The organism is Bacillus glycinifermentans (assembly GCF_001042475.2).
Lineage (GTDB): Bacteria > Bacillota > Bacilli > Bacillales > Bacillaceae > Bacillus > Bacillus glycinifermentans.
Window position 1 is genome coordinate 69,710 of sequence record NZ_LECW02000014.1, and the last position, 23,262, is coordinate 92,971.

The window sequence follows — 23,262 nt, forward strand, 5'->3', positions numbered from 1 at the left end:
AAAAGGAAGCAAGCAGCGGGGACGCAAAAGCTGAACCGAAAATGGAAGAAAGCGAAGCTGCGGAAGAGACGGCCGAACCGTTATACAGGTCTTATTCCGATCCTAAAGAAACAAAGGAAACACCGTTTTTCGGCGTTCCTCCTATTTTGCAGGATGAAGATGAGCAGGAGGAAAGGGAGTCCTTTGAAATTGAAGTAAAACAGGAAACAGCAGAAGAAGAACCGGAGCCGAGCCATTCCATCGAAATTCCGGAATACTCTTTTCATGAGCAGGAAGAGCCTGAAGAAGAACGGGATGACAACGCGGAAGAGGAAACGAAAGAGAACGATAACGCGCTCTATTTAACGAAACTGTTTACAAAACAAGGGGAGGAGGAGTTTGCGCGAATGAGGATGTGCATCGTTCAGCAAAATGATACAATCGACCTTCTGTGCGAACGTTACGGCATTAATGCCCAGCAGCTCATCCGGATGAATTCCCTTTCTCTTGATGAAGAATTAAAGGAAGGACAAATCCTTTATATTCCCGATTATCAAAACAGCCATGCCTAATGCGTGGTGAGCAGAAATGGAAGATATCCAGTCTGTTATGCATGAATACGGCCTTGCCGCTCAATATGTTGAGCCCGTCAGTCAAAAGGTGTGGAAAGTATATACGAACCACGGCGTATTCGCCCTGAAAAAACTGGGCGCTTCAAGGAATGCCCGTTTTACGGAGCAGATGATCATTCTTGAGGAGAAGGGCTATAGAAATTTCGTTCCCGTTTACAGAAACCGGTCAGGGGAATTTTTGACCGGTGCGGGTGCTGATGTCTGCTATTTAATGCCGTGGCTTTCGCTTCAAAAAGAAGAAGAGCGCGATCAAAAGCACGAATATTTATTTCAGGAAATCGCTCTTATTCATCAGAAAACGGAAAAAGAAACCGAGATCAGGCAAGAAGATACGCTCGGTCACTATGAACGGACAAAACGAAAATGGGAAGCGCAAAAACAAAGATATGAAGAGTTTCTCACAGTGGCGGAAAAAGAATGGTATATGTCGCCATTTCAGCTTCAGGCCGCGATGTATTACAAAGAGACGCTGTCCGCCGTCGATTTTGCGCTTGAACGTCTTGAGGAGTGGCACGAAGCCATCAAAGATAAAGAGTCTTCCAGACTTGTCTTAAACCACGGGCAATTGTCCGTCCGCCACTTTCTGTATAATGATATGGGCACGGGCTACTTTACCAACTTTGAGAAGGCGGGATACGGGCCGCCTGCAAATGACCTTATCGTATTTTTTACGAGAATGTTTAAGACAAATCCCGTCATGTGCCCGGAATGTGTAAACTGGTTTTATATGTATCACAAAGTCTACCCTTTGCGCGATGAAGAAATCAGCTTGTTTTTAAGCTATATGGCTTACCCGGCAGCCGTATTTGACGTGCTGAAACGCTATCAGACGGGAAAACGCTTCGGAGAGAAAGAAGAATGCACAAGACTGCTGAAAGCGTATTGGCAAATGAAAAATGCGGAGCCGCTCGTAATGGGCATCCATCAAACAGAAGAAAACCGAAAACTCCAGGCAGAAACAGAGTCCCCATCATCATGATGCGGACTTTTCTGCTTGCAGCAGGCCTTGTTACGTTTATATCCAGTCAAGGTGAAAGGCGCATGCAAGGAATATGAGAATACCCAACAGGAGAACATCAAACGTTGTTGGAAAAAAAAGGGTTCGAATGCCTTGAAAGATCGTAAGCGGGAGGATGACTTGAATACCGACAAGCTTTATCTGTTTCAACCACGGCTGGAGCGAGTGAATGTTGAACTTTTTCCGCACCTTATGCCTCCTCTCCTTTTCGTTACAGCATCATATGAGAAAACGAAGCTTGTGTGCATGGCCCAATCTCGTATAAAACGGGAGAAAAACGGCAAAGATGATTGACGAAAATGAAAAAGATTTAGTAATATAAGAACAAGAAAAAAGTACGTGCTGAAAAATCAATGATCACCCGCTTTGAATGGGAAGAGTACAAAAACAGACGCTTACAGAGAGGGACTCCTAGAGCTGAAAGGTTTCCCAGCCAGTCTTTTTTGGAAGGTCGCCCAGGAGCGCAATTTCTTGAACATAAAAAGTAGAGAAATTCGGGAAAGGCCCGTTATCCCATTAAGTGCGTGAATGCCTCATTCGGCGTTCATGAAAAAAGGTGGTACCGCGAGAGAGTTCTCTTCGTCCTTTTAACAGGATAAAGAGGACTCTTTTTCTATTGATCAGCCGTTTATATTGCTGGAGGTTTGAAAATGGATAAACAAGAACTGACGATGCCGACAAAATACGATCCGGCCAAAGTCGAAAAAGACAGATACGAATATTGGTTGAACGGCAAGTTTTTTGAAGCCGCAAACGACCCTGACAAAGAGCCGTATACCGTTGTTATTCCCCCGCCGAATGTGACAGGGAAGCTGCATTTGGGACACGCGTGGGATTCGACGCTGCAGGATATCGTCACGAGAATGAAGCGGATGCAGGGGTATGACGTACTTTGGCTTCCGGGAATGGATCACGCCGGAATTGCGACACAGGCAAAGGTTGAAGCCAAGCTGCGCGAGGAAGGAAAAACCCGCTATGATCTGGGGCGCGAAAAATTTCTCGAGGAAACGTGGAAATGGAAAGGGGAATACGCCGATTTCATTCGCAGCCAATGGGCAAAGCTCGGCCTTGGCCTCGATTACTCAAGAGAGCGGTTTACTCTTGATGAAGGGCTTTCAAAAGCGGTTCGCGAAGTCTTTGTGAAGCTTTATGAAAAAGGGCTGATTTACCGCGGAGAATATATCATCAACTGGGACCCGGCCACAAAAACGGCTCTGAGCGACATCGAAGTCATCTATAAAGATGTTCAAGGCGCATTCTACCATATGCGCTATCCGCTGAAAGACGGCTCTGGCTCGATTGAGATCGCGACGACCCGTCCGGAAACGATGCTCGGAGATACGGCGGTTGCGGTTCATCCGGAAGATGAACGGTACAAACACCTAATCGGAAAAACGGTCGTTCTGCCGATCACGGGAAGAGAAATTCCGATTGTCGCTGATGATTACGTCGACATGGAATTTGGTTCAGGTGCGGTGAAAATCACGCCGGCTCATGATCCGAACGACTTTGAGATCGGTAACCGCCACAATTTGGAGCGGATTCTCGTCATGAATGAAGACGGAACGATGAACGGCAATGCCCTTCAATATAAAGGCATGGACCGTTTTGAATGCCGCAAAGCGATTGTGAAAGACCTTCAGGAACAGGGCGTTCTTTTCAAAATCGAAGAACATATGCATTCCGTCGGTCACAGCGAGCGCAGCGGCGCAGTCGTTGAACCGTACCTTTCAACGCAATGGTTCGTCCAAATGCAGCCGCTTGCCGATGCGGCCATCGAATTGCAAAAAAGCGAAGGCAAAGTCAATTTCGTACCGGAGCGGTTTGAAAAAACATACCTTCACTGGATGGAAAATATCCGCGACTGGTGTATTTCCCGCCAGCTTTGGTGGGGCCACCGGATTCCGGCCTGGTATCATAAAGAAACGGGCGAAGTCTACGTCGGCATTGAAGCGCCTGAGGATGCCGAAAACTGGGAGCAGGACAAAGATGTTCTTGACACGTGGTTCAGTTCGGCTCTGTGGCCGTTTTCGACGATGGGCTGGCCTGATGCCGATGAGGAAGATTTCAAGCGCTACTATCCAACGAACGTTCTTGTTACAGGCTATGACATCATTTTCTTCTGGGTGTCCAGAATGATTTTCCAAGGCATCGAGTTTACGGGCGAGCGTCCGTTCAAAGACGTCTTGATTCACGGATTGATCCGCGACGACCAAGGCCGCAAGATGAGCAAATCGCTCGGAAACGGGGTCGATCCTATGGAAGTCATTGAAAAGTATGGAGCCGATTCACTCCGCTATTTCCTAGCGACCGGAAGCTCGCCTGGACAGGATTTGCGCTTCAGCTTTGAAAAGGTCGAATCTACATGGAACTTCGCAAACAAGATTTGGAATGCCTCAAGGTTCGCGTTGATGAACATGGACGGTATGACGTATGAAGAACTCGATTTATCAGGTGAAAAATCGGTTGCAGATAAATGGATTTTAACGAGGCTAAACGAAACGATCGAAACGGTGACACATCTTGCAGAAAAATACGAATTCGGCGAAGTCGGCCGCCATCTATACAACTTTATTTGGGACGATTTCTGCGACTGGTACATCGAAATGGCCAAACTTCCGCTTTATGGCGATGATGAAGCGGCCAAAAAGACGACGCGCTCCATTTTGGCGTATGTACTGGATCAGACGATGCGCCTCCTGCATCCGTTCATGCCATTTTTAACAGAGGAGATTTGGCAGCACCTTCCTCATGAAGGTGAATCGATTACGGTTGCGAAGTGGCCTGAAGTCGTCAAAGCATATTCCGACGAAGAGGCTGCGGCAAATATGAAGCTTCTCGTTGAAGTGATCCGCGCGGTGCGGAATATCCGCAGTGAAGTCAATACACCGCTCAGCAAACAGATCGAGCTTTATATCAAAACGAGCACGCCTGAGATCGCCGGGCGCCTTGAAGAAAACCGCTCTTACGTGGAACGCTTTACGAACCCGAGCGTGCTTGAAATCGGAACGGACGTCAAGACGATTGATAAAGCGATGACTGCCGTTGTGTCAGGGGCAGAGTTGATTTTGCCGCTTGAAGGGCTGATCAACATTGACGAAGAAATCAGCCGCCTTGAAAAAGAGCTCGACAAATTGAACAAAGAAGTCGAACGGGTTCAGAAGAAATTAAGCAATGAAGGCTTTATGAAAAAAGCACCGCAGCATGTCATCGACGAAGAGCGGGCAAAAGAAGCCGATTATACGGCAAAACGCGAGGCCGTCGAAAAAAGGATCGCCGAATTGAAAAACTAAAAAAGAAAAAGCGAGGTGTTTTTCGGTCTTCACAAGGCCGGGAAACACCTTCATCATTGAAGGGAGGGAACAGACTTGTTCAACACGTTTGATGAAGCGCTAAGCTGGTTGAACGGGAGGCTGAAATTCGGCATCAAGCCGGGTTTGGAACGAATGGAGTGGTTGCTTGAGGCTCTCGGGCACCCGGAGAAAAAAATGAAAGCCGTGCATGTTGCCGGAACAAACGGAAAAGGGTCGACGATCGCCTTTATCCGCTCGATATTGCATGAAGCCGGATATACGGCAGGCACGTTCACTTCCCCTTATATCGTCACCTTTAACGAACGGATCAGCGTAGACGGCATTCCGATTTCAGATGAGGAGTGGATGGCGCTTTTCAATGAAATCGCCCCGCTTGTCCTGGAGCTGGAAAAAACCGAGCTTGGGGCGGCCACCGAATTTGAGATCATCACAGCTTGTGCATTTTTATATTTTGCTACATATCGCAAGACCGATTTTGTCATTTTTGAAACGGGCCTTGGTGGCCGCCTTGATTCGACGAATGTCGTCAACCCGATATTGACGGTCATCACATCGATCGGCCGCGACCACACCGCGATTTTAGGGGATACCCTGGAAGAGATCGCGGCTGAAAAAGCGGGAATCATCAAACAGGGCGTGCCTGTGTTAACAGCTGTTCACCAGCGGGAAGCTGCCGGTGTGATCAAACGCAAAGCTGCGGAAAAAGGTGCTCTGTATATATCCCTTCAGGAGACTTGCGACATATACGGGGAGCTCTCCCTGCCGGATGGCGAACGGTTTTCGCTAAAGACGCCTGAGCAGCAGTACGAGCAGCTTGAAACCGGTCTGATCGGCACCCATCAGCGGCAAAATGCTTCTTTGGCGGTTCTTGCAGCTGAATGGCTCGCCGCTGAAAATTACGCCGATATCAGCCGGGAAGCGCTTCGTGCCGGTTTGAAAAAAGCGGCATGGGCCGGCCGTTTTGAAAAAGTGCTGGAACAGCCGCTTACATATATCGACGGCGCTCATAACAAAGAAGGCGTCGGCCGTCTGGCCGAGACGGTTGCCGCTCACTTTGGGGACCGGAACATCCACGTTTGTTTCAGCGCCTTAAAAGACAAGCCCTATCAGGATATGATCTGCGAAATAGAGGCGTTTGCGTCTTCGGTTCATTTTACATCGTTTGATTTTCCAAGGGCCGAATCTGCTCAAAAGCTGTACGAGCAAAGCCGGGCCTGCCATAAAACCCGTGACGAAAACATCGACTCCGTGTTTCGGTTTATCGAAGAAAAAGCTGCGGATGAAAAAGCCGTCGTGATCATTACGGGCTCGCTCTACTTTATTTCCGCCGTCAGAGCGGCATTGAAACGATAAAAGGCAAAAATGCGTTTTTAGCTTAGGCTGAAGGCGCATTTTTATATTTTCGCCAAAAGCGGGCCTCTCCAAGGTTTGCTAAAATGGAAGCCCCTGGCCTGCTGAAAGATCCGGGCCGGGAAATCCTGCGGGAGGCTGATGTTCGTTGATGTACTTTGTCATAACCGGTTTGGTGCTAGGCTCTTTTTTTAATGCGGCCGGCCGCCGCATCCCTCAAAAAACCTCTTTGATCGCTCCGCGCTCCGCCTGCCCCGTCTGCCGCCGCCCATTGACTTTTCTTGAGCTGATCCCGGTGTTGTCCTACATCTTGCAGAGAGGAAAGTGCAGAGGATGCAAATGCTCCATTTCGATCGTCTATCCGGCCGTTGAGCTAGCGGCAGCTTTACTGTTTCCCTTTGCATGGCTGCAGGTGGGCGGAGAAGGAGAGCTTGTCATGGCGCTTTTGCTCATTTCTTTGCTGCTGGTCGCTTTTGTCTCAGATGTGACGTATATGGTCATACCCGATGCCGTACTTTGTTTTTTTCTGCCTGTTTTCGTCGCCGGGCGCTTATTGATTCCGCTTGATCCCTGGCATTCGAGCATAACGGGGGCGGCTTGCGGATGCCTGTTGCCGCTCTTTACGGCTGCTGTGACGAAAGGGGGCATCGGCGGGGGAGATGTGAAGCTGTTTGCCGTCCTTGGCGTCGTCCTCGGAGCCAAGCTGATCGTGCTCGTGTTTTTCCTGTCCGCCGCCTGCGGAACGGTGATCGGGCTTACCGCTGTGGCTTGCGGAAAGCTCAAGCGAAGGGATCCCTTTCCGTTTGCGCCCGCCATTTTGATCGGAACGCTGACAGGCTATTTTTACGGCGAGCCGCTGATCGATTTGTATGTCCGAATGATGATGGCATAAAAAATTTGACGAAACCTTTTTGAACGAGACGACAAAAGTCTTGTTCTTTTTTTTTCGGGCTGTGATACAGTGTGGACAATAAGAGGGACAAGCCTTCAGGAGATCTCCTCCTTCCTTTTGGCTCCCCTCTGTTCCTAATGGGATACTGCCTTATGCTCATCATACAATCAAAAACGGAAAGCGAGGGAAGTACATTGAAAAAACGGAAAAGCAAGAAAAATTCGGCCGGGAACACGCCTAAAGAAGATCCGCTCAAGGTGATGATCAACGGAAAAGAAGAGACGATATACGGCACGGCGAAAGCAGAGGCGCAGGAAAAAAATAAGGAAAAGAAACTGACCTTTTCGAATTGGGAAGAAAAGCGGAAGGCGGAGCAGGAGATATCCGCTTCAAAGGAGGACGGAAAACCCGAGACGGACGAATTTACATGGGCTGAGCCGGATGGGGAAGAGGCCGTTTTTAAAGACGATCCAAAAGTGGTGACGCCTTATCAAAAGAAACATGAAGCGAAAGGCAGCCAAAAGGCGAAACGAACGTTTTCTTACCCGGTTAAGCGTTTTGTGATGACGATTATTTTCGCCGTTTTGCTCGGCACAGGCCTCGGCGTTTTTGCTCTCAACCTTGCATCAGATAAAGGAGAAGTGCCGGCATCGGGCAGCCTTGGTGCGAATGCGGAAGACGGCGGGGCGGTCAAAGCCGGGGACAGCGATGACGGAAAACAGGCGGCCGGTGAAGCCGGTGCGGATTTTAAAGGCTTTGCCGTACAGGCTGGCAAATTCTCTTCAAAAGAAGGGGCGGAAACGATGGCTTCTCAAATCGTTGAAAAGGGATATGCCGCTGTTCCGCTGGCAAAAGATGACGGATATTACGTGATCGCCGGCATAACCGGTGAAAAGCAAATGACTTCTCAGCTCGGACAGATTTTGATCGATCGCGATTTTGATGCGTGGGGCGGAAAGGAGCTGTCGTTTTCGCTTGATTCCGATTTGTCCCCGGCTTTTAAAGAAGCGGCCGAGCTGTCGGCAAAAGCGATTCTCGGCGCCGAGGTAACCGAGAAAAACGTCGCCGATCTCAAAGCGGAAATTGATGGAATAAAGCCGAATGGAGACTCGGAAAAGGTAAAAGAGGGCATACTGAAGGCCGTGAACCTGCTGGAAAAACCGACAGCGGCAAACGGCTGGAAAAGCCAGCAGCTATTGCTCAGCCAAATGAAATAATCATTTGAACCAGCCGGTGGGCTGGTTTTTTGATTTATCGATTTTTGTCATCAAAAAGTTATTTTTCTGAAATTGTGGCTGAGGCTTTCTTTTGGTAGGATAAAACAAGTATCTTAATTTCTTAAGCAAAAAACCGTGAAAGGATGGCTTCCCATGACACAGCCGCTTATTTTAGCTTCACAATCACCCCGCAGAAAAGAACTCCTCGATCTCCTGCACATTCCGTACCGCGTCGTGGCGAGCAACGCAGAAGAAAAATTAAACCGAAACTTTTCCCCGGAAGAGAACGTCAAATGGTTGGCGGAACAAAAAGTGCGAAAAGTAGCCGAGCAATATCCTGATGCTGTCGTGCTTGGCGCCGACACCATAGTTTGTTTTGAAGGCGTTTGTCTGGGCAAGCCGAAAGATGCCGGGGAAGCCGGAAGGATGCTTAAAATGCTTTCCGGACAAACCCATTCGGTGCTGACGGGTGTCTGCATCAAGTCAAACAGCAAATGCGAAACATTTTTTGAGGAAACCGAAGTCACCTTTTGGCCTCTCGAAGATAAAGAAATCAGCGCCTATATTGATACGGGAGAACCGTTTGATAAAGCAGGTTCATACGGAATACAGGGAAAGGGTGCGCTCTTCGTCAGACATATTAAGGGAGATTACTACACGGTTGTGGGGCTGCCGATTTCCAAAACGATGAGAATGCTGCAGCGGTTTGGTCTGCACTCCTATTGATGAACCGAACGGGAAGGGGAATCACAGGGAGGGTTTTATCATTAGCGATCTGCCATTAAAATTAAGAGATTTTCCGGAAGATGAAAGGCCTCGCGAACGGCTGCTGAACATGGGGGCCGAAAGCCTGTCAAACCATGAATTGCTGGCGATTCTTTTAAGGACCGGGACAAAAAAAGAATCGGTCCTCCAGCTTTCACACCGCCTTCTTCAGACGTTCGACGGCCTGCGTTTATTAAAAGAAGCATCTGTTGAAGAGCTTTCAAGCATCTCAGGCATCGGCCGCGCGAAAGCCGTTCAAATATTGGCGGCTCTCGAACTCGGCCGGCGCATTCATAAGCTTGTGTACGAAGAGCGGCATGTGATCCGCTTTCCTGAAGATGCAGCGAATTTGCTGATGGAAGATATGCGATTTTTGTCTCAGGAGCACTTCGTCTGTGTGTAGATGACACAAACCCTAATAAAAGGAGACATTGCGGATTCGAGGGGTTAGGCCCTTTTTCTCGAATTCAATCTTTTCAATAAAGGATTGAACGTATTCTCTTTTTTCTGCATGATTCAAATAGGACCAGTTAAGTTTAAACTCATTTACTAATTTCTTGGCTTTTTTAATGTCTACAGTTAAGTCCTCATTTGGTTGGATTTCGGAGAGTTGTTTCTTCAATTCTTCATATACGTTTTTAGTTTCGGACATCCTTGCAGCAAATTCTTCATCAGTCATCAAATCTGATGCCCAGGCTTTTTGAAATTTTTCTCTTTTCCTTTCAATTTTCTTGATCTGGTTTTGAATCTCTAATGAATCATCTTTTTCTTCTTTAACAATAGGTTTTAAATCAAAGGTAACGTTCTTCATATAAGTGAGTAAGGCTTTTTCAATTTTTTTCTCACTTACGCCAACGGCCGGCTTGTAATTTAAAGCGCATGCTTGGCAACGATAATGGTGTGATTCCACATTTTTTTGATCTTTTTTACGAAAATACACGCTGCGCTCACATCCAAGACGGTTACCGCATTGGGGGCATACTAACTTCGTTTGAAAAATAAAATTAGATTTTACCTCTCTTTTTTTGAAGTTCTGACGCGAATATAATATTTCTTGGAGCTCTTCAAATTCCTCTTTTGTGATGTATCCCTCATGACTATCTTCATAAATTTCATCTTTCCAACGGAAAGCACCGTATAAAGCAGGATTGTGCAAAATTGATAAGATTGTACCAATATGCCATTTGTAACCTCTGATAGGCATATGCTCAGATTCATCCAGAAATTTAGCTACTTGTCTTATAGACCATCCTTTTTTGACCTTTTCAATTATATCCAGTAGAATAGGGCCTTGCTTTTCATCTTTTATTAAAGTTTCTCCTTGTTTTCTAAACCCAAAAGGCGCCGGAGCACTAAACTCCCCTTGTCTAGCTTTCTCCACTTGCCCCATCGAAACCCTCTCTCCGAGGTTTTCACGCTCCCATTGTGCCATTGCAGCAACAAGAGTGATAAACAAACGACCGGTTGCTGATCCAGTGTCATAAACTTCTGTAGCTGATCTAAAAATACAATTATTTTTATCGAAAAGATCAAGAAGTTTATACAGGTCTTTAACGGAGCGGGTCAGTCTGTCAAGACGATAAACAAGAACAACGTCGATTAAACCTTGTTGAATATGATCGAGCATTAACTTTAAATAGGGACGATTCGTGTCCTTCGCGGATTTTCCTTCATCAACATAGAACTTATAGTCTGTCCAGTCTTGTGATACACAATAAGCTTTCAGTTTTTCACGTTGGGCAGATATAGAAAATCCTTCTCTTGCTTGTTCTTCTGTACTTACCCTAATGTAAATTCCAACAGTCATAAATCACACCTCGATGAAAACGTATGTTCGGTTTTGAGCTTAAAAAATTTTTCTTTTCATGATCACATTTTCAACACCCCCTTTATTGGACAGTTTTTTCAAACGGCATAGTTCGGGCGGCACCCCATGAATACGGGCTATATCGTATATAGAATAATTCATGTTCCGGTATTCATGGAGTGCATTGTCTGGAATAAGCAATTCGACTGCAAAGATATTTGCCTCCGCCTCTATTTTGTTAGTGGAGAAAAGCGTCTTTTCACGCATAAAGGGTGTATTTGCTTTAGGATGTAATACCCCATGACCTACCTCGTGCGCGCAAACAAAATTCATTTGAATTTCATTCAGATTTGAGTTAAGAAAGATGTATTTGTTTCTCCGATCGTAAAAATAAAAACCCATTATCTCTTTATGTAAATTCCGGTGAATAACCTGTATTTTCAGCATTTCCGCCAACTCATACGGGTTATTCGATCCATACTTATCTATAAGTTCATTTACCTTTTTTTTAATCCAAATTGTAATCGCCCCCTAAAAAGATTTTCTATGTTTAGTCATCGTCACTTTTTCTGTATTTTTTAGGGATGTATTTTTTATTTATTCGTTGAGTTTGACGGACGGCATACTCCATAGCCTCTAAAAGGGACTCAATAGCTTCTTCGGACATTGGTTCCCCTGAGAAACTTAGACCTTCTGCATTTTTTAAATCTTCCTTTATTTGCTCCATCCGTTTTGCAATGTCTTTTTCATCTTTCTCCGATGGTCGATATTCTTCTGTAGATTCAGAAACAAAGTGCTGATTTTCATCTACAAGATTTGATAAAGGGATATATAAAGCTCTAGCAATTGAGCTTAGAGTTTCAACACTTGGGTTGTATCTATCACGTTCAACGTCTGCAAGATATGACCTTGACATATTTGCTTTTTCAGCTAACTGGGCTTGAGTATACTTTTTTTGTTTTCTCCAATGTCTTATTCTTTGTCCAACCGACATTGTAAAAACCTCCTTCCTATGTCGGTTATACCGACGTTTTATAAATAAATTATAGACTGAAAATGACGGCCATACAAGTTCTTTTATGACGGAAATGCAAGTAATTTAAAGTAAAAATGAGCGAAATGTCGTTAATACAAGTATTTTTCTTGAAATTCCTTAAAAATGCTCAGTTTTAAAGGAATTTGGATTTTTACAAAATGACGTGAATGCAATACAATTTGATTATCAACACAGGGAGGTGAGCAAATGTTTGATCGGAAACTTTTAGGGGCTTTAATTAAAAGCCAAAGATGCAAGAAGAAATTAACTCAGCTTGAATTGGCTAAACAAACAGGTTTATCAAGAAGTTATATTTCGGACATTGAAAATGGGAGATATATTCCTGGTGCTTCAGCTCTTACATCATTAGCAATTTGTATTGATCTCGATTTAAATTTATTAAAAATGACGGAAATACAAGACAAAAGAACGACAGGGGTCGGTTAGATGAAACCTTTATCAGATTCAACCAAAAGGAGAATGGCTGAATTCTTTATGCGTACAAGTATACCGAGAATTTTGGCTAGGGAGCAACAAGAAAAGGATATGGAAAAAGAATCCTTAAAAACAAAAGGCGCTTGAAAGGAGGTGATAAACATGACAGCTTTGAAGGCTCTCGAGCTTGCCTGTTTTTTCGCTCAATTCAAAAGCAAGCTACTTGCAAAAGGGAAAGTTAGGGCAGCTAGGTTTGCTGATAAGAAAATCAAACAGTATTGCTTTGAATACGTAACCCTACTGAGTCAGGGGGACAGCCAAACAATTAAAGAAATGGAGGATGCTCAAGCATGAACCTAAATCATTTTCTAAAAGCTGACCGTGAAAAGGCGGAAAGGCTGATCATCTCAACGCAAAATCTTATTTCTGAATTGCTTCCCGCTGCCATTGAGGACCAGGACTTTGATGGGTGCGTTGAAATTGCGGCGACAATCATTTCAAATTGCAAGGACCTTAAACGGATGGAGCACCCGGAACAGGTTGTCCGGCTTCACGAAATCGCGTCCAAATTCGCGGGCAGGGGGTTAAACGTTTCGACAGTAGGGAGATCGTTTCAATGAATATCGAGCATCCGATGATCACAGAGATCAACCGTTACGGCTATCCCCTGGAATATTTGAAGGGCGAGGACGACCAGGACGACGAGAACAAATAAAAAAGCCGCCTTGGCAGAGGCGACCTAAAACAATACTTATTCAGCGCCATTATACCATGTGGCCGTATTGAAGAAAATAGGAGGTAATTTTTCATGAATATCACTGTGAATATTGAGGCCCCTGGATTAGCTGCGGCTATCCAAGCGCTTGCCAACGCACTGAACAATAAGGAAGCGGTTTTGGACGGCAAAGCCGTTGCCCAAGAAACGGAAGAGACCCCACAGGTTGAAACGCCGCCTACTGAGGAAGTAAAAGAAGAGCCACCAACCCATGAGGTAGAAGAAACGCCGGCAATCAGCAAGGAAGCTGTCAGGGATAAGCTTGCGGCATTGGCCCAGGAAGGCAAGCAAGCCGAGGTCAAAAAACTGTTCGCGAAGTTTGGCGCGAAAAAGCTTTCAGAAGTTCCGCCCGAAAAATACACTGAACTACTTAAGTATGCGGAGGCTCTATAATGGCAGACCATTCAAGCCGGGCGCACGCCCTGCTTTCTGCCTCTGGCTCAAAAAGGTGGCTCACTTGTACACCAAGTGCCCGGCTGGAACAGGAGTTTGAAGAGTCTACGAGCGTTTTTGCCGAAGAAGGTACCCTGGCTCATGAATTATCAGAAGTACTTTTGCAATACCATTTCGGGAAAATTTCTAAAACGGCCAGGACGCGCCGGCTGAACAAACTAAAAAAACATGAACTTTTCTCTAAATCCATGCTCGACTATGTCACAAGCTATGCTGATCTTGTGGTTGAAAGGATCAACGCGCTACAGGCTGGGACAAGGGACGCTACTATCCTTTTCGAGCAGCGCTTAGATTATAGCGAATGGGTGCCAGAAGGCTTTGGAACTGGTGACGTGGTTGCGATCGGTGACAACGTAATGGAGATTATTGACCTAAAATACGGAAAGGGCGTGCCTGTCTCCGCCCAGGAAAATACACAAATGCGGCTGTATGCTTTGGGGGCTATCAATCAATTCGGCATGCTCTATGACATCGAAACGGTTCGTATGACAATTATTCAACCCCGGCTCGATAGTGTATCAACAGACGAAATCAAAGCTGATCAGCTTTTGGCCTGGGCTGAGGAATTTGTTAAGCCTCGGGCTGAAATGGCCGCAGCAGGAGAAGGGGAATTTATTTCCGGTGATCATTGCCGGTTCTGTCGCGCGCGCTTTACTTGCAGAAAGCGGGCAGAAGCAAACCTGGAGCTTGCAAAATATGATTTCAAAGCGCCTGAACTACTTTCAGAAGAAGAGCTCGGCCAGGTTCTTTATGAGGCTGAGGAATTAAAACGGTGGGCGAAAGACGTCCAGGATTATGCTTTATCGCAATCAGAAAACCACGGCAAGAGGTTCCCAGGGTGGAAGCTTGTCGAAGGCCGGAGTATCCGGAAATATGCCGATAAAACCGAGGCAGCCGCCAAGCTTCTTGAAGCTGGCTATTCGGAAGAAGAGATATACAATAAAGAGCTTCTTGGCATATCCGCCCTGGAAAAATCAATCGGTAAAAAAGCATTTAATGAACACCTTGGCGATCTTGTCGTGAAGCCTACGGGGAAACCGACCCTAGTTCCAGAATCGGACAAGCGCCCCGAGATCAATTCAGTTGAATCGGCGCAAGCTGATTTTCAATAAAAAAACTTAAAAATAAAGGAGAAATGAAACAATGGCAGTTAACACAAATTCAAGCACAAAGGTAATCACAGGAAAGGTTCGTTTTTCTTACGTTCATATTTTTCAACCGCACGCGATTGAAGAAGGCCAGGAACCAAAATACAGCATGTCAATCATCATTCCAAAGTCAGATAAAGCAACACTGAAAAAAATTAAAGCTGCAGTAGAGGCAGCAAAGCAAGCAGGGGCCAGCAAGTGGGGCGGTAAAATCCCGAAAAACCTCAAAACCCCTCTACGTGACGGTGACGAGGAAAGACCGGATCAGGAAGAATACGCAGGAGCTTACTTCTTAAATGCTTCCAGCAAGACCCGCCCTGGTGTTGTCGATGCTCATCTAAATGAAATTATTGACTCTGAGGAAGTCTATTCCGGATGCTATGGCCGCGTGTCTATCAACTTCTACCCGTTTAACACAGCCGGAAACAAAGGAATTGCATGCGGCCTAAACAACGTACAGAAATGGGAAGACGGGGACTATCTCGGCGGACGCTCTCGCGCTCAAGATGACTTTGACGCCCTCGATATCGAGGAAGACGATGACGACGACTTTTTAAGCTAATTTGAAGGATTTAGGGGAGACGATTGTTTCCCCTCTTTTAATAGAGTAGGAGGCTGTAAATATGAAAAAAGTTTGGCTTGTAGTAACTCAATATAGGGATGTCGATGAGTACGAAGATAAAGAAATTTTAGCGACTTTCACCGAGAAAGAGGACAGGGCAATGCTTGAATACTTAGGCGATATAGTGACTTCTAAGACCCGTTTTCTCGAAAAAATATTTGAGCTCGACTTACTGAAAGGTGAGCTGTCTGAAATGGAATTAAAGCTTTCAAACGGGAAGCTAGGTATTGAAAAGAAAAAGGCGTGAAATTCATGAAAACGTTAGCCATTGACATAGAAACCTATTCCAGCGTTGATCTGATCAAGTCAGGCGTCTACGCCTATACGGAGGCTCCGGACTTTGAAATTTTGCTGTTTGCTTATGCTTTTGATGATGAGCCGATCCAAATAATTGATTTAGCCCAGGGCGAAAAGCTCCCCCCTGAACTTTTGGCAGCTTTGACGAGCTCCAAAGTCATTAAAACCGCATATAACGCCAATTTTGAAAGAACTTGTATCGCCAAACATTTTGACCTTTTGATGCTGCCGGATCAATGGCGTTGTACGGCCGTGCATGCGACAACGCTCGGGCTCCCAGGCAATCTTGATGGCGTAGCAAAATCAATGAAGCTGGAAGCTCAAAAAGATAAAGCCGGCAAAGCGTTAATCAGGTATTTTTCTATTCCGTGTAAGCCAACAAAGGCGAACGGCGGGCGAACCCGTAACCTCCCTGAACACGATCCGGAGAAATGGGAGAAATTTAAGGCTTATTGTATCCAAGACGTTGAAGTGGAACGGGCTATTAGGAAACGCCTAATAAAATACGAGGTTCCACAATCAGAACAATCTCTATGGGCGCTTGATCAGGAGATCAATGACCGCGGGGTCCGGGTAGATACGGAATTGGTCAAGCATGCTATAGCTTGTGACACGTCATATCAAAACAAACTGATTGCAGAAGCAAAGGAACTGACGGGCTTAGAAAACCCAAATAGCGTTTCTCAATTAAAAGCCTGGCTAGAAGAAAAAGGACTAAAGGTGACGAGCCTCAATAAAGATGCCATTTCGAAGATGATCGATAAGTCAGAGGATGAGACCGTCAAACGGGTTTTGAAGCTCCGCCAGGAGTTATCTAAAACCTCCGTTAAAAAGTACCAGGCCATAGAAAGGGCGCTTTGTCAGGATAACCGTGTCCGGGGACTGCTTCAATTTTATGGCGCAGGCAGGACGGGCAGATGGGCCGGCAGGCTTGTACAGGTTCAGAACCTACCGCAAAACAAACTATCAGACCTGGATACCGCCCGTAATCTGTTAAAAGCGGGTCAGTATGAAATGATCGAACTGCTTTTTGACGGGGTGCCTTTTGTATTATCGCAGCTTATCCGGACGGCGTTTATACCGTCTGAGGGCTGCCGGTTCATTGTTTCCGATTTTTCCGCAATAGAGGCCCGGGTCATTGCCTGGCTTTCAGGTGAAAAATGGCGCTTAGAGGTTTTCAATACACATGGCAAGATTTATGAAGCCTCTGCCTCTCAAATGTTCAATGTGCCGGTTGAATCGATAACCAAAGGAAACCCTTTGCGACAAAAGGGAAAAATCGCTGAATTAGCCCTAGGCTATCAAGGCGGAAAGGGCGCCTTGATTCAAATGGGCGCCTTAGACATGGGGCTCAAGGAAGAGGAGCTCCCGGAATTGGTTGACGCCTGGCGTGAATCCAACGCAAACATCGTGAAGTTTTGGTATGACGTTGAAAAGGCCGCGATCTCAGCAGTTCGCGATCGTAAAGAACAACGGCTGCAGCACGGTTTACTTTTCTTCTATGAGTCCGGCATTCTCTTTATTCAGCTTCCATCTGGCCGCCGCCTGGCATATGCCAGGCCAAAGCTTATACGCGATGAACGTTTTGGAAAAGACGCTCTGACGTATGAGGGCTCGGAAAACGGCAAATGGACCAGGCTGAATACTTATGGCGGAAAACTTACGGAGAACATTGTCCAGGCCGTCGCCCGCGATTGTCTCGCTGTCGCATTAAAGCGATTGGATGCCGCCGGCTACCGTACGGTTATGCACATTCATGACGAAGCCGTTTTGGATACTGAGGAAGGGGCAGGCTCCCTGGAACACGTTGAAAAGGTGATGGGTGAGCCTATCCCTTGGGCAAAGGGGCTGCCGCTGACAGCTGACGGGTTTGTCACAGATTACTATAAAAAAGATTGATAGGGGCTGAAAGCATGCGATTTTTGAGAAGCCTTATAGCCCTGCTCGGGCTTTTCTTGTTTGCTAGGAAAAGAGATTCCGAATATATGAAATGGATTGAAAAAGACGGGAGATGATGCCTGATGATTGATCATATAGCAGATGTAATAGAATGCCCTCATTGCAAATGGAAAATATCGAACATTCACGATTATTTAGAGGTGGGTGATGAGGCGGGAGAATTTGAAATGCATTGTGAAAGATGCAAAAAGCCTTTCAAAGTTGATTTTTATAGCGTTTTTTATTTCGCAACTGAAAAAATATAATCGGCCGGAGTCGGAAGGAGAATGAGAAGTGAAAAGAATAGTTTTCAAATGGAATCGAGGATTTAATGATCAAGTGACTGAAATAGTGGAATTTTACGATGACGCAACAGAGGAAGAAATAAACGAACAGTTTGCGGATTGGGTTTATGAACAAGTAAGCGATAATGTCACATGGTATGAGGCTGACGAGGGGGAGAATGAGAAATGAAAAAAGCTATTGCAACAATCGTAATTCTGCTGCTTGTCGCAGTTATAGCCGGCTGCCAGTCAGAGTCATGGGACAGAACAGCAAAGGACATTGAGTCATCCCATAACGGATTGAATCGAACAGCAACCGTCTACGATCAGAACGGAAATAAGATCAAAACCTACAAAGGAAAATTTGATGTTGAAGTCAATGACTATGGGAACAAAGTAAAATTCGATCTGGACGGAAAACGAATCATAATTAACAACGCTGTTGTGATCGTTGAAGAAAATTGAAAGGAATGGAGGGAGCTTGCCGGTGATGGAAACAGCTTTTAAAAAACGAGTGCAGCATGACGGGTCTATCACCATCGCAACAGGTCGCAACCGTTGGGACAAGGCTTGGAAGAACAAAGACATTCTTTGGTCCGACCTGCTGAAAAAGCTATCAACGCCAAATTACACATCTGAAACCTCGGAAGAGTATAAAAAAATGTCGAAGGCGCAGCAGGACCAAATAAAAGACGTCGGCGGGTTCGTCGGCGGTACTTTAAAGGGTGGCCGGCGAAAAACTGACTCTGTGGTCTGGCGCCAGGTGGTTACGCTGGATGCTGACTTTATCAAAGGTGATCTGTGGGCGTCGGTTGAAATGATGTTCGATTTTGCGTGCGCCGCGTACTCAACGCATAAGCACAGCAGCACAGCTCCAAGGTTGCGCCTGGTTATTCCGTTAAAACGGCCTATAACACCTGACGAGTATCAGGCAGTCTCCCGACGCTTGGCGGCGGATTTAGGCATTGATTTTTTCGATGATACAACATATCAGCCGCATCGGCTTATGTATTGGCCGTCAACTTCTAAAGATGGGGAGTTCGTTTTCAGGCTGCAAGATTTGCCCTGGCTTGATCCTGACGAGGTCTTATCCCGGTACACAGATTGGAAAGACCCGTCTTATTGGCCTGAATCGTCCAGGCTTCAAAAACAACGTCAGAAGCTCGCGGACAAGCAAGGTGACCCCCACGAGAAAAACGGAATGGTCGGGGCCTTCTGCCGCACGTATTCAATTACTGAGGCAATCGAAACATTTCTATCTGATGTGTATGAAGAAGCAGGGCCGGGGCGCTTTACCTATAAAGCCGGTTCTACGACCGGCGGCCTGATTCTCTATGATGACGATAAATTTGCCTATTCCCATCATGGTACGGACCCGATAGGCGGGCAACTGGTCAATGCGTTTGATCTGGTTCGTATTCATAAATTCGGCATGCGCGATGAGGAAGCCGAGCCAGGGACGCCGGTCGTCCGGCTCCCGTCTTTTACGGCCATGACTGAGTTCGCTCAGGCGGATAAAAACGTCAAGCGAACTTTAGGCCAGGAAAGACTACAGGCAGCAAATGAAGAATTTGGAGTCATTGAGGATGTAGATAGCGATTGGTTTGAAAAGCTTGACGTCAAAAAGAACGGGGATATTCTTTCTACCGCCAAAAATATAATTTTGATCTTACAAAATGATCCACACCTGGCAGGGAAGATTGCCTGGAATGATTTTTCCCATCGGGCCGCCGTCTTAGGTGATCTACCTTGGCGTAAGCTGTCAGAGGGGGATTATTGGACGGACAGAGATGATGCTTCTTTACGTAACTACCTTGAAACTGTTTATAGAATTTCAGGTCAAGGAAAGGTTCATGATGCGCTTATGGAGGTGCAGGGGAAAAACAAATTCCACCCGGTACAAGATTATCTGAATAGCTTGGAATGGGATGGGCTACCGCGTCTTGACACGCTGTTCATTGAATACCTAGGTGCTGAAGACTCTGAGTATGTCCGGGCCGTAACCCGTAAGATATTCACGGCAGCAGTTGGCAGGGTCCTGAAACCTGGACTGAAATTCGATAATGTCCTGGTTATGGTGGGGCCGCAGGGAGTCGGAAAAAGCTACATTATCAAAAAACTTGGTATGGGCTGGCACTCTGATTCGATCACTACCGTTCAAGGGAAAGAAGCCTATGAGCAATTACAAGGCGCATGGCTCATTGAGTTGGCCGAGCTGTCCGCAACCCGGAAAGCTGAGGCGGAAGCCGTTAAGCATTTCATATCGAAACAGGAGGACAGCTATCGAGTAGCATACGGCCGCCAGATTTCCGTTTTCCCGCGGCAGTGCGTTTTCTTTGGTTCAACGAATGATGTGACATTTCTGAGAGACCGAACCGGAAACCGGCGGTTTTGGCCGGTTGTGGTTGCCGTTCAAAAGCGTACAAAAAACCTCTGGACGGACATGAACCAATATGAAATTGATCAGATTTGGGCAGAGGCTGTTGACTGTTGGAACGAAAAAGAGCCTCTTTATCTGTCCGGTAAATTGGCAGATGCCGCAAAAGAAGCCCAGGAGGCACATACTGAGGAAAGTGCTAAAGCCGGTTTGATCGAGGAGTATTTAAACCGGTTGCTCCCCGAGGATTGGGCCAAAAAAGACATCGGCGAGCGAAGACGGTTCATCCATGGCAGCGACTTTGGAGAAACCGACGAAGGAACGGTCCAAAGGGACAAGGTTTGTGCAATGGAAGTTTGGGTCGAATTGTTTGAGGGCGACCCAAAGCAAATGAACCCGATGCAGGCCAGAGAGATCAATGATATTTTGAGACGCCTTCCGGGATGGACGGAATACACAAAAGGCCGAGGCCGGCTTTATTTTGGAAAAAATTACGGCCATCAAAGGGCCTTTATTAGAACTTAAAAACTTGTGTCCATGTTTTGCGGTATGTGTCCATGTAAAATGTGGAAAATTTAAAAGCGTGTGTCCATGTGTCCATGGCTTGTGTCCATGTTTCCAGACCATGGACACACTACAAAGCCAGTCAGGGCAACGGTTAGCCCTTATATGTGTCCATGTGTCCATAGTATTTATATAAAAGATATATAAAAGAATATAGAGTACGCATATAAGAAAATCTCTATAATCTCTTTATTTCAGTAGTCTATATAGAGTCATGGCCATATGGACATAAGTGCAAAAGGAGTGGATGTAATATTGCAGGAAAGTCAATTGGAGCGACTTCTCAAACGGAAGGTAGAGAGCTTGGGAGGTCAGGCACTTAAATTTGTTTCTCCGGGAATGTCAGGGGTGCCGGATAGACTTGTTTTGATTCCGGGAGGAAGGGCAGTCTTTGCAGAAATGAAAGCACCCGGGAAAAACCTTCGGCCCTTGCAGGAGAAAAGAAAACGGGACTTAGAAAGTTTAGGCTTTACCGTTTGCAAACTTGATTCCCGGGAAACAATAGACGCTTTTATTAGGAGGTTCTTTCATGAAGTTTAAGCCTCACCAATACCAGGAGCATGCCATTCAGCACATTATCAAAAGTGAGGCCGCTGGCCTTTTCCTTGATATGGGGATGGGAAAAACGGTAAGCACGTTAACCGCTGTTTCCGATCTGCTTCATGATTATTTCGATGTTTTGAAGGTTTTAGTAATCGCACCGTTGAGGGTTGCAGAAGATACCTGGAGCCGCGAGGCAGAGAAATGGGATCACACACAATACCTTCGTGTATCAAAAGTGTTGGGTCCCGAACATCAAAGGGTTTCAGCTTTACATGCGCCCGCGGACATTTATGTGATCAATCGTGAAAACGTTGAATGGCTTGTCAATTACTACGGCAAGAAATGGCCTTTTGACATGGTCGTGATAGATGAGCTATCAAGCTTTAAATCTTCCAAGGCTAAAAGATTCAGAGCCTTAAAAAAGGTTCGCCCTTTTATCAAAAGAATTGTGGGATTGACGGGGACGCCAGCCCCAAATAGTTTAATTGATCTATGGCCGCAAATGTATCTGTTAGACCAGGGGGAACGTCTGGGCAAAACGGTAACCAGTTATCGAGAAAAATATTTTCAGCCCGATAAGCGAAACCGAACGATCATTTATAGCTGGAAGTTAAGAGACGGGGCCGAGCAATCAATACACAAAAAGATTTCTGATATCTGCATTAGCATGCAGGCAAAAGACTGGCTCGATCTGCCGAAAAGAATCAACAACATAATGAAAGTGACTCTTCCGGCAAAAGCCAAGGAGAAATATAAGCAACTTGAAAAAGAATTGCTGTTGCCTTTCGCTGGCGGTGATGTTGTGGCTGATACGGCGGCTGTTCTTTCTAACAAATTGATGCAGCTGGCAAATGGTGCGGTTTATGATGAGAACGGAAAAATTCAAGAAATACACGATGAAAAGCTAAACAAACTGGAAGACATAGTGGAGGCAGCAAACGGAAACCCGATCCTGGTGTTTTATTGTTATCAGCACGATCTTTCACGGATTCAAAACAGATTCAAAAATGCAAGGACTTTAAATGGCAGCAAAGATATAAAAGCCTGGAATGCCGGGAAAATAGAAATGCTTCTGGCGCATCCGGCTTCTACCGGACACGGGCTAAACCTTCAAGATGGCGGCCATATCATTGTTTGGTTCGGTATGACCTGGAGCCTGGAGCTATACCAACAGGCAAATGCCAGGCTGGACAGACAGGGGCAAAAGCAAAGCGTCATCGTTCATCACCTGGTGACAGAAGGGACCGTGGACGAGGATGTAATGAGAGCCCTGGAAGGGAAGGCATTGGGGCAAGATGCTTTATTAGAAGCAGTAAAAGCACGATTGGAGAAATTGGCATGAGCATTGAACAATTAACATTTTTCGAACCAGTAGACACTAGAGCTGTACGTGAAATTGTGATTAAAGAATTGAAAGATTATAGGGCAATCAAAGTCCAGCTTGAAAATCAAAAGGAATGCGAAAATCGCGGCATGAAGGCATTTCCTTCCCTCCGGGATTCATCCACTTTTAACGAGCTCAAGGTCAAACAGATGGAACGAGCTTTACAAAACAGCTTGGACGATGAAGAACGTTTGATTATCGAAAAGAAATACCTGACGGCTGCCAGGGTGAAAGACATCAACATCTATATGGATTTGGGTATTACCAAAAATGCTTATTACAGGTTAAAGAAAAGGGCGATTTATCGCCTTGCTACAGCACTCGGAATCATCTGAGTGCTTTTTTTATTGGGACAAAAAATAAACTTTTTGAGGACAAAAATAGAGACAAAAAAGGAGACTATTTATTTTTGATTTATCGATAAGATTTACT

The 23,262-nt window shown here is 45.8% G+C and carries 27 protein-coding genes, 1 pseudogene and 1 other annotated feature; of the genes and pseudogenes, 24 read left to right on the top strand and 4 right to left on the bottom strand.

Annotation, left to right across the window (positions count from 1 at the left end):
- Positions 1 to 551 (top strand): LysM peptidoglycan-binding domain-containing protein (locus AB447_RS10115; RefSeq protein WP_156415978.1); only part of this gene is annotated, 551 nt, incomplete at its 5' end.
- Positions 552 to 567: 16 nt separating this feature from the next.
- Positions 568 to 1,590 carry a spore coat protein YsxE gene (gene ysxE / locus AB447_RS10120; RefSeq protein WP_048355984.1) on the top strand — a complete coding sequence of 341 codons (1,023 nt, stop codon included), beginning with the start codon at positions 568 to 570 and terminating at the stop codon, positions 1,588 to 1,590.
- Between the two features lie 36 nt (positions 1,591 to 1,626).
- Here ysxE and AB447_RS26750 read toward each other — a convergent pair whose 3' ends face one another.
- The gene (locus tag AB447_RS26750) at positions 1,627 to 1,818 is read right to left on the bottom strand and encodes a hypothetical protein (RefSeq protein ID WP_057957548.1); all 192 of its coding nucleotides are present in this window, start codon (positions 1,816 to 1,818) and stop codon (positions 1,627 to 1,629) included.
- A 168-nt stretch (positions 1,819 to 1,986) separates the two neighbouring features.
- Positions 1,987 to 2,219, top strand: a binding site (T-box leader).
- A gap of 60 nt (positions 2,220 to 2,279) precedes the next feature.
- Between AB447_RS26750 and AB447_RS10130 the strand changes: the two genes are divergently transcribed.
- The 6 genes and pseudogenes from AB447_RS10130 to AB447_RS10155 all read left to right on the top strand — a co-directional run.
- Positions 2,280 to 4,922, top strand: coding sequence for a valine--tRNA ligase (locus tag AB447_RS10130; protein WP_048355986.1), 2,643 nt, complete (start codon positions 2,280 to 2,282; stop codon positions 4,920 to 4,922).
- A gap of 75 nt (positions 4,923 to 4,997) precedes the next feature.
- Positions 4,998 to 6,296 (top strand): bifunctional folylpolyglutamate synthase/dihydrofolate synthase, encoded by a 1,299-nt coding sequence (locus tag AB447_RS10135; protein ID WP_048355987.1) that lies wholly within the window; start codon positions 4,998 to 5,000, stop codon positions 6,294 to 6,296.
- Between the two features lie 148 nt (positions 6,297 to 6,444).
- On the top strand, positions 6,445 to 7,185 hold the full coding sequence (locus AB447_RS10140; RefSeq protein WP_048406503.1) for a prepilin peptidase: 741 nt from the start codon (positions 6,445 to 6,447) through the stop codon (positions 7,183 to 7,185).
- A gap of 194 nt (positions 7,186 to 7,379) precedes the next feature.
- On the top strand, positions 7,380 to 8,402 hold the full coding sequence (locus AB447_RS10145) for an SPOR domain-containing protein (protein WP_048356004.1): 1,023 nt from the start codon (positions 7,380 to 7,382) through the stop codon (positions 8,400 to 8,402).
- A gap of 153 nt (positions 8,403 to 8,555) precedes the next feature.
- Entirely contained in the window at positions 8,556 to 9,128 is a 573-nt protein-coding gene (locus AB447_RS10150; RefSeq protein ID WP_048355988.1) for a Maf family protein, read from the top strand.
- A gap of 37 nt (positions 9,129 to 9,165) precedes the next feature.
- Positions 9,166 to 9,567 (top strand): annotated as a pseudogene (locus AB447_RS10155) (UPF0758 domain-containing protein); the annotation flags it as partial.
- Between the two features lie 15 nt (positions 9,568 to 9,582).
- Here AB447_RS10155 and AB447_RS10160 read toward each other — a convergent pair.
- The 3 genes from AB447_RS10160 to AB447_RS10170 form a co-directional block, all read right to left on the bottom strand.
- On the bottom strand, positions 9,583 to 10,974 hold the full coding sequence (locus AB447_RS10160; RefSeq protein WP_048355989.1) for a recombinase family protein: 1,392 nt from the start codon (positions 10,972 to 10,974) through the stop codon (positions 9,583 to 9,585).
- A 39-nt stretch (positions 10,975 to 11,013) separates the two neighbouring features.
- Positions 11,014 to 11,421, bottom strand: coding sequence for an ImmA/IrrE family metallo-endopeptidase (locus tag AB447_RS10165; RefSeq protein WP_225315941.1), 408 nt, complete (start codon positions 11,419 to 11,421; stop codon positions 11,014 to 11,016).
- A gap of 103 nt (positions 11,422 to 11,524) precedes the next feature.
- On the bottom strand, positions 11,525 to 11,968 hold the full coding sequence (locus AB447_RS10170; RefSeq protein ID WP_048355991.1) for a helix-turn-helix domain-containing protein: 444 nt from the start codon (positions 11,966 to 11,968) through the stop codon (positions 11,525 to 11,527).
- A gap of 249 nt (positions 11,969 to 12,217) precedes the next feature.
- Between AB447_RS10170 and AB447_RS10175 the strand changes: the two genes are divergently transcribed.
- From AB447_RS10175 to AB447_RS10240, 16 genes are all read left to right on the top strand, one after another.
- Entirely contained in the window at positions 12,218 to 12,457 is a 240-nt protein-coding gene (locus AB447_RS10175; protein ID WP_048355992.1) for a helix-turn-helix domain-containing protein, read from the top strand.
- Positions 12,458 to 12,592, top strand: a complete 135-nt coding sequence (locus tag AB447_RS27225) for a hypothetical protein (RefSeq protein ID WP_257785512.1) — start codon at positions 12,458 to 12,460, stop codon at positions 12,590 to 12,592.
- Positions 12,593 to 12,607: 15 nt separating this feature from the next.
- Complete coding sequence (locus tag AB447_RS10180) at positions 12,608 to 12,799, top strand: hypothetical protein (RefSeq protein ID WP_048355993.1); 192 nt, start codon at positions 12,608 to 12,610, stop codon at positions 12,797 to 12,799.
- Entirely contained in the window at positions 12,796 to 13,065 is a 270-nt protein-coding gene (locus tag AB447_RS10185) for a YqaH family protein (protein WP_048355994.1), read from the top strand. Before AB447_RS10180 ends, AB447_RS10185 begins: the two co-directional genes overlap by 4 nt.
- A gap of 188 nt (positions 13,066 to 13,253) precedes the next feature.
- Complete coding sequence (locus AB447_RS10190) at positions 13,254 to 13,613, top strand: hypothetical protein (RefSeq protein ID WP_048355995.1); 360 nt, start codon at positions 13,254 to 13,256, stop codon at positions 13,611 to 13,613.
- A complete protein-coding gene (locus tag AB447_RS10195) occupies positions 13,613 to 14,785 on the top strand; it encodes a DUF2800 domain-containing protein (protein WP_048355996.1) in 1,173 nt (390 codons plus the stop codon). Before AB447_RS10190 ends, AB447_RS10195 begins: the two co-directional genes overlap by 1 nt.
- Positions 14,786 to 14,816: 31 nt before the next feature.
- Positions 14,817 to 15,383, top strand: coding sequence for a DUF2815 family protein (locus tag AB447_RS10200; RefSeq protein ID WP_048355997.1), 567 nt, complete (start codon positions 14,817 to 14,819; stop codon positions 15,381 to 15,383).
- Positions 15,384 to 15,444: 61 nt separating this feature from the next.
- Positions 15,445 to 15,690: a hypothetical protein gene (locus AB447_RS10205; RefSeq protein WP_048355998.1), complete on the top strand. Its 246-nt coding sequence runs from the start codon at positions 15,445 to 15,447 to the stop codon at positions 15,688 to 15,690.
- Between the two features lie 5 nt (positions 15,691 to 15,695).
- Positions 15,696 to 17,639: a DNA polymerase gene (locus tag AB447_RS10210; RefSeq protein WP_048355999.1), complete on the top strand. Its 1,944-nt coding sequence runs from the start codon at positions 15,696 to 15,698 to the stop codon at positions 17,637 to 17,639.
- Between the two features lie 122 nt (positions 17,640 to 17,761).
- Entirely contained in the window at positions 17,762 to 17,944 is a 183-nt protein-coding gene (locus AB447_RS25175; RefSeq protein WP_082634641.1) for a hypothetical protein, read from the top strand.
- 28 nt (positions 17,945 to 17,972) lie between these two features.
- Positions 17,973 to 18,152 carry a hypothetical protein gene (locus tag AB447_RS10215; RefSeq protein WP_048356000.1) on the top strand — a complete coding sequence of 60 codons (180 nt, stop codon included), beginning with the start codon at positions 17,973 to 17,975 and terminating at the stop codon, positions 18,150 to 18,152.
- Positions 18,149 to 18,427 carry a DUF5052 family protein gene (locus tag AB447_RS10220; RefSeq protein WP_048356001.1) on the top strand — a complete coding sequence of 93 codons (279 nt, stop codon included), beginning with the start codon at positions 18,149 to 18,151 and terminating at the stop codon, positions 18,425 to 18,427. The genes AB447_RS10215 and AB447_RS10220 overlap by 4 nt, the downstream gene beginning before the upstream one ends.
- Before the next feature lie 25 nt (positions 18,428 to 18,452).
- The gene (locus tag AB447_RS10225; RefSeq protein WP_082634642.1) at positions 18,453 to 20,864 is read left to right on the top strand and encodes a VapE domain-containing protein; all 2,412 of its coding nucleotides are present in this window, start codon (positions 18,453 to 18,455) and stop codon (positions 20,862 to 20,864) included.
- A gap of 294 nt (positions 20,865 to 21,158) precedes the next feature.
- On the top strand, positions 21,159 to 21,443 hold the full coding sequence (locus AB447_RS10230; RefSeq protein WP_040348132.1) for a VRR-NUC domain-containing protein: 285 nt from the start codon (positions 21,159 to 21,161) through the stop codon (positions 21,441 to 21,443).
- On the top strand, positions 21,433 to 22,788 hold the full coding sequence (locus tag AB447_RS10235; protein WP_048356002.1) for a DEAD/DEAH box helicase: 1,356 nt from the start codon (positions 21,433 to 21,435) through the stop codon (positions 22,786 to 22,788). Before AB447_RS10230 ends, AB447_RS10235 begins: the two co-directional genes overlap by 11 nt.
- Positions 22,785 to 23,165, top strand: coding sequence for an ArpU family phage packaging/lysis transcriptional regulator (locus AB447_RS10240; RefSeq protein WP_057957549.1), 381 nt, complete (start codon positions 22,785 to 22,787; stop codon positions 23,163 to 23,165). The genes AB447_RS10235 and AB447_RS10240 overlap by 4 nt, the downstream gene beginning before the upstream one ends.
- The last annotated feature ends 97 nt before the right edge of the window (positions 23,166 to 23,262 follow it).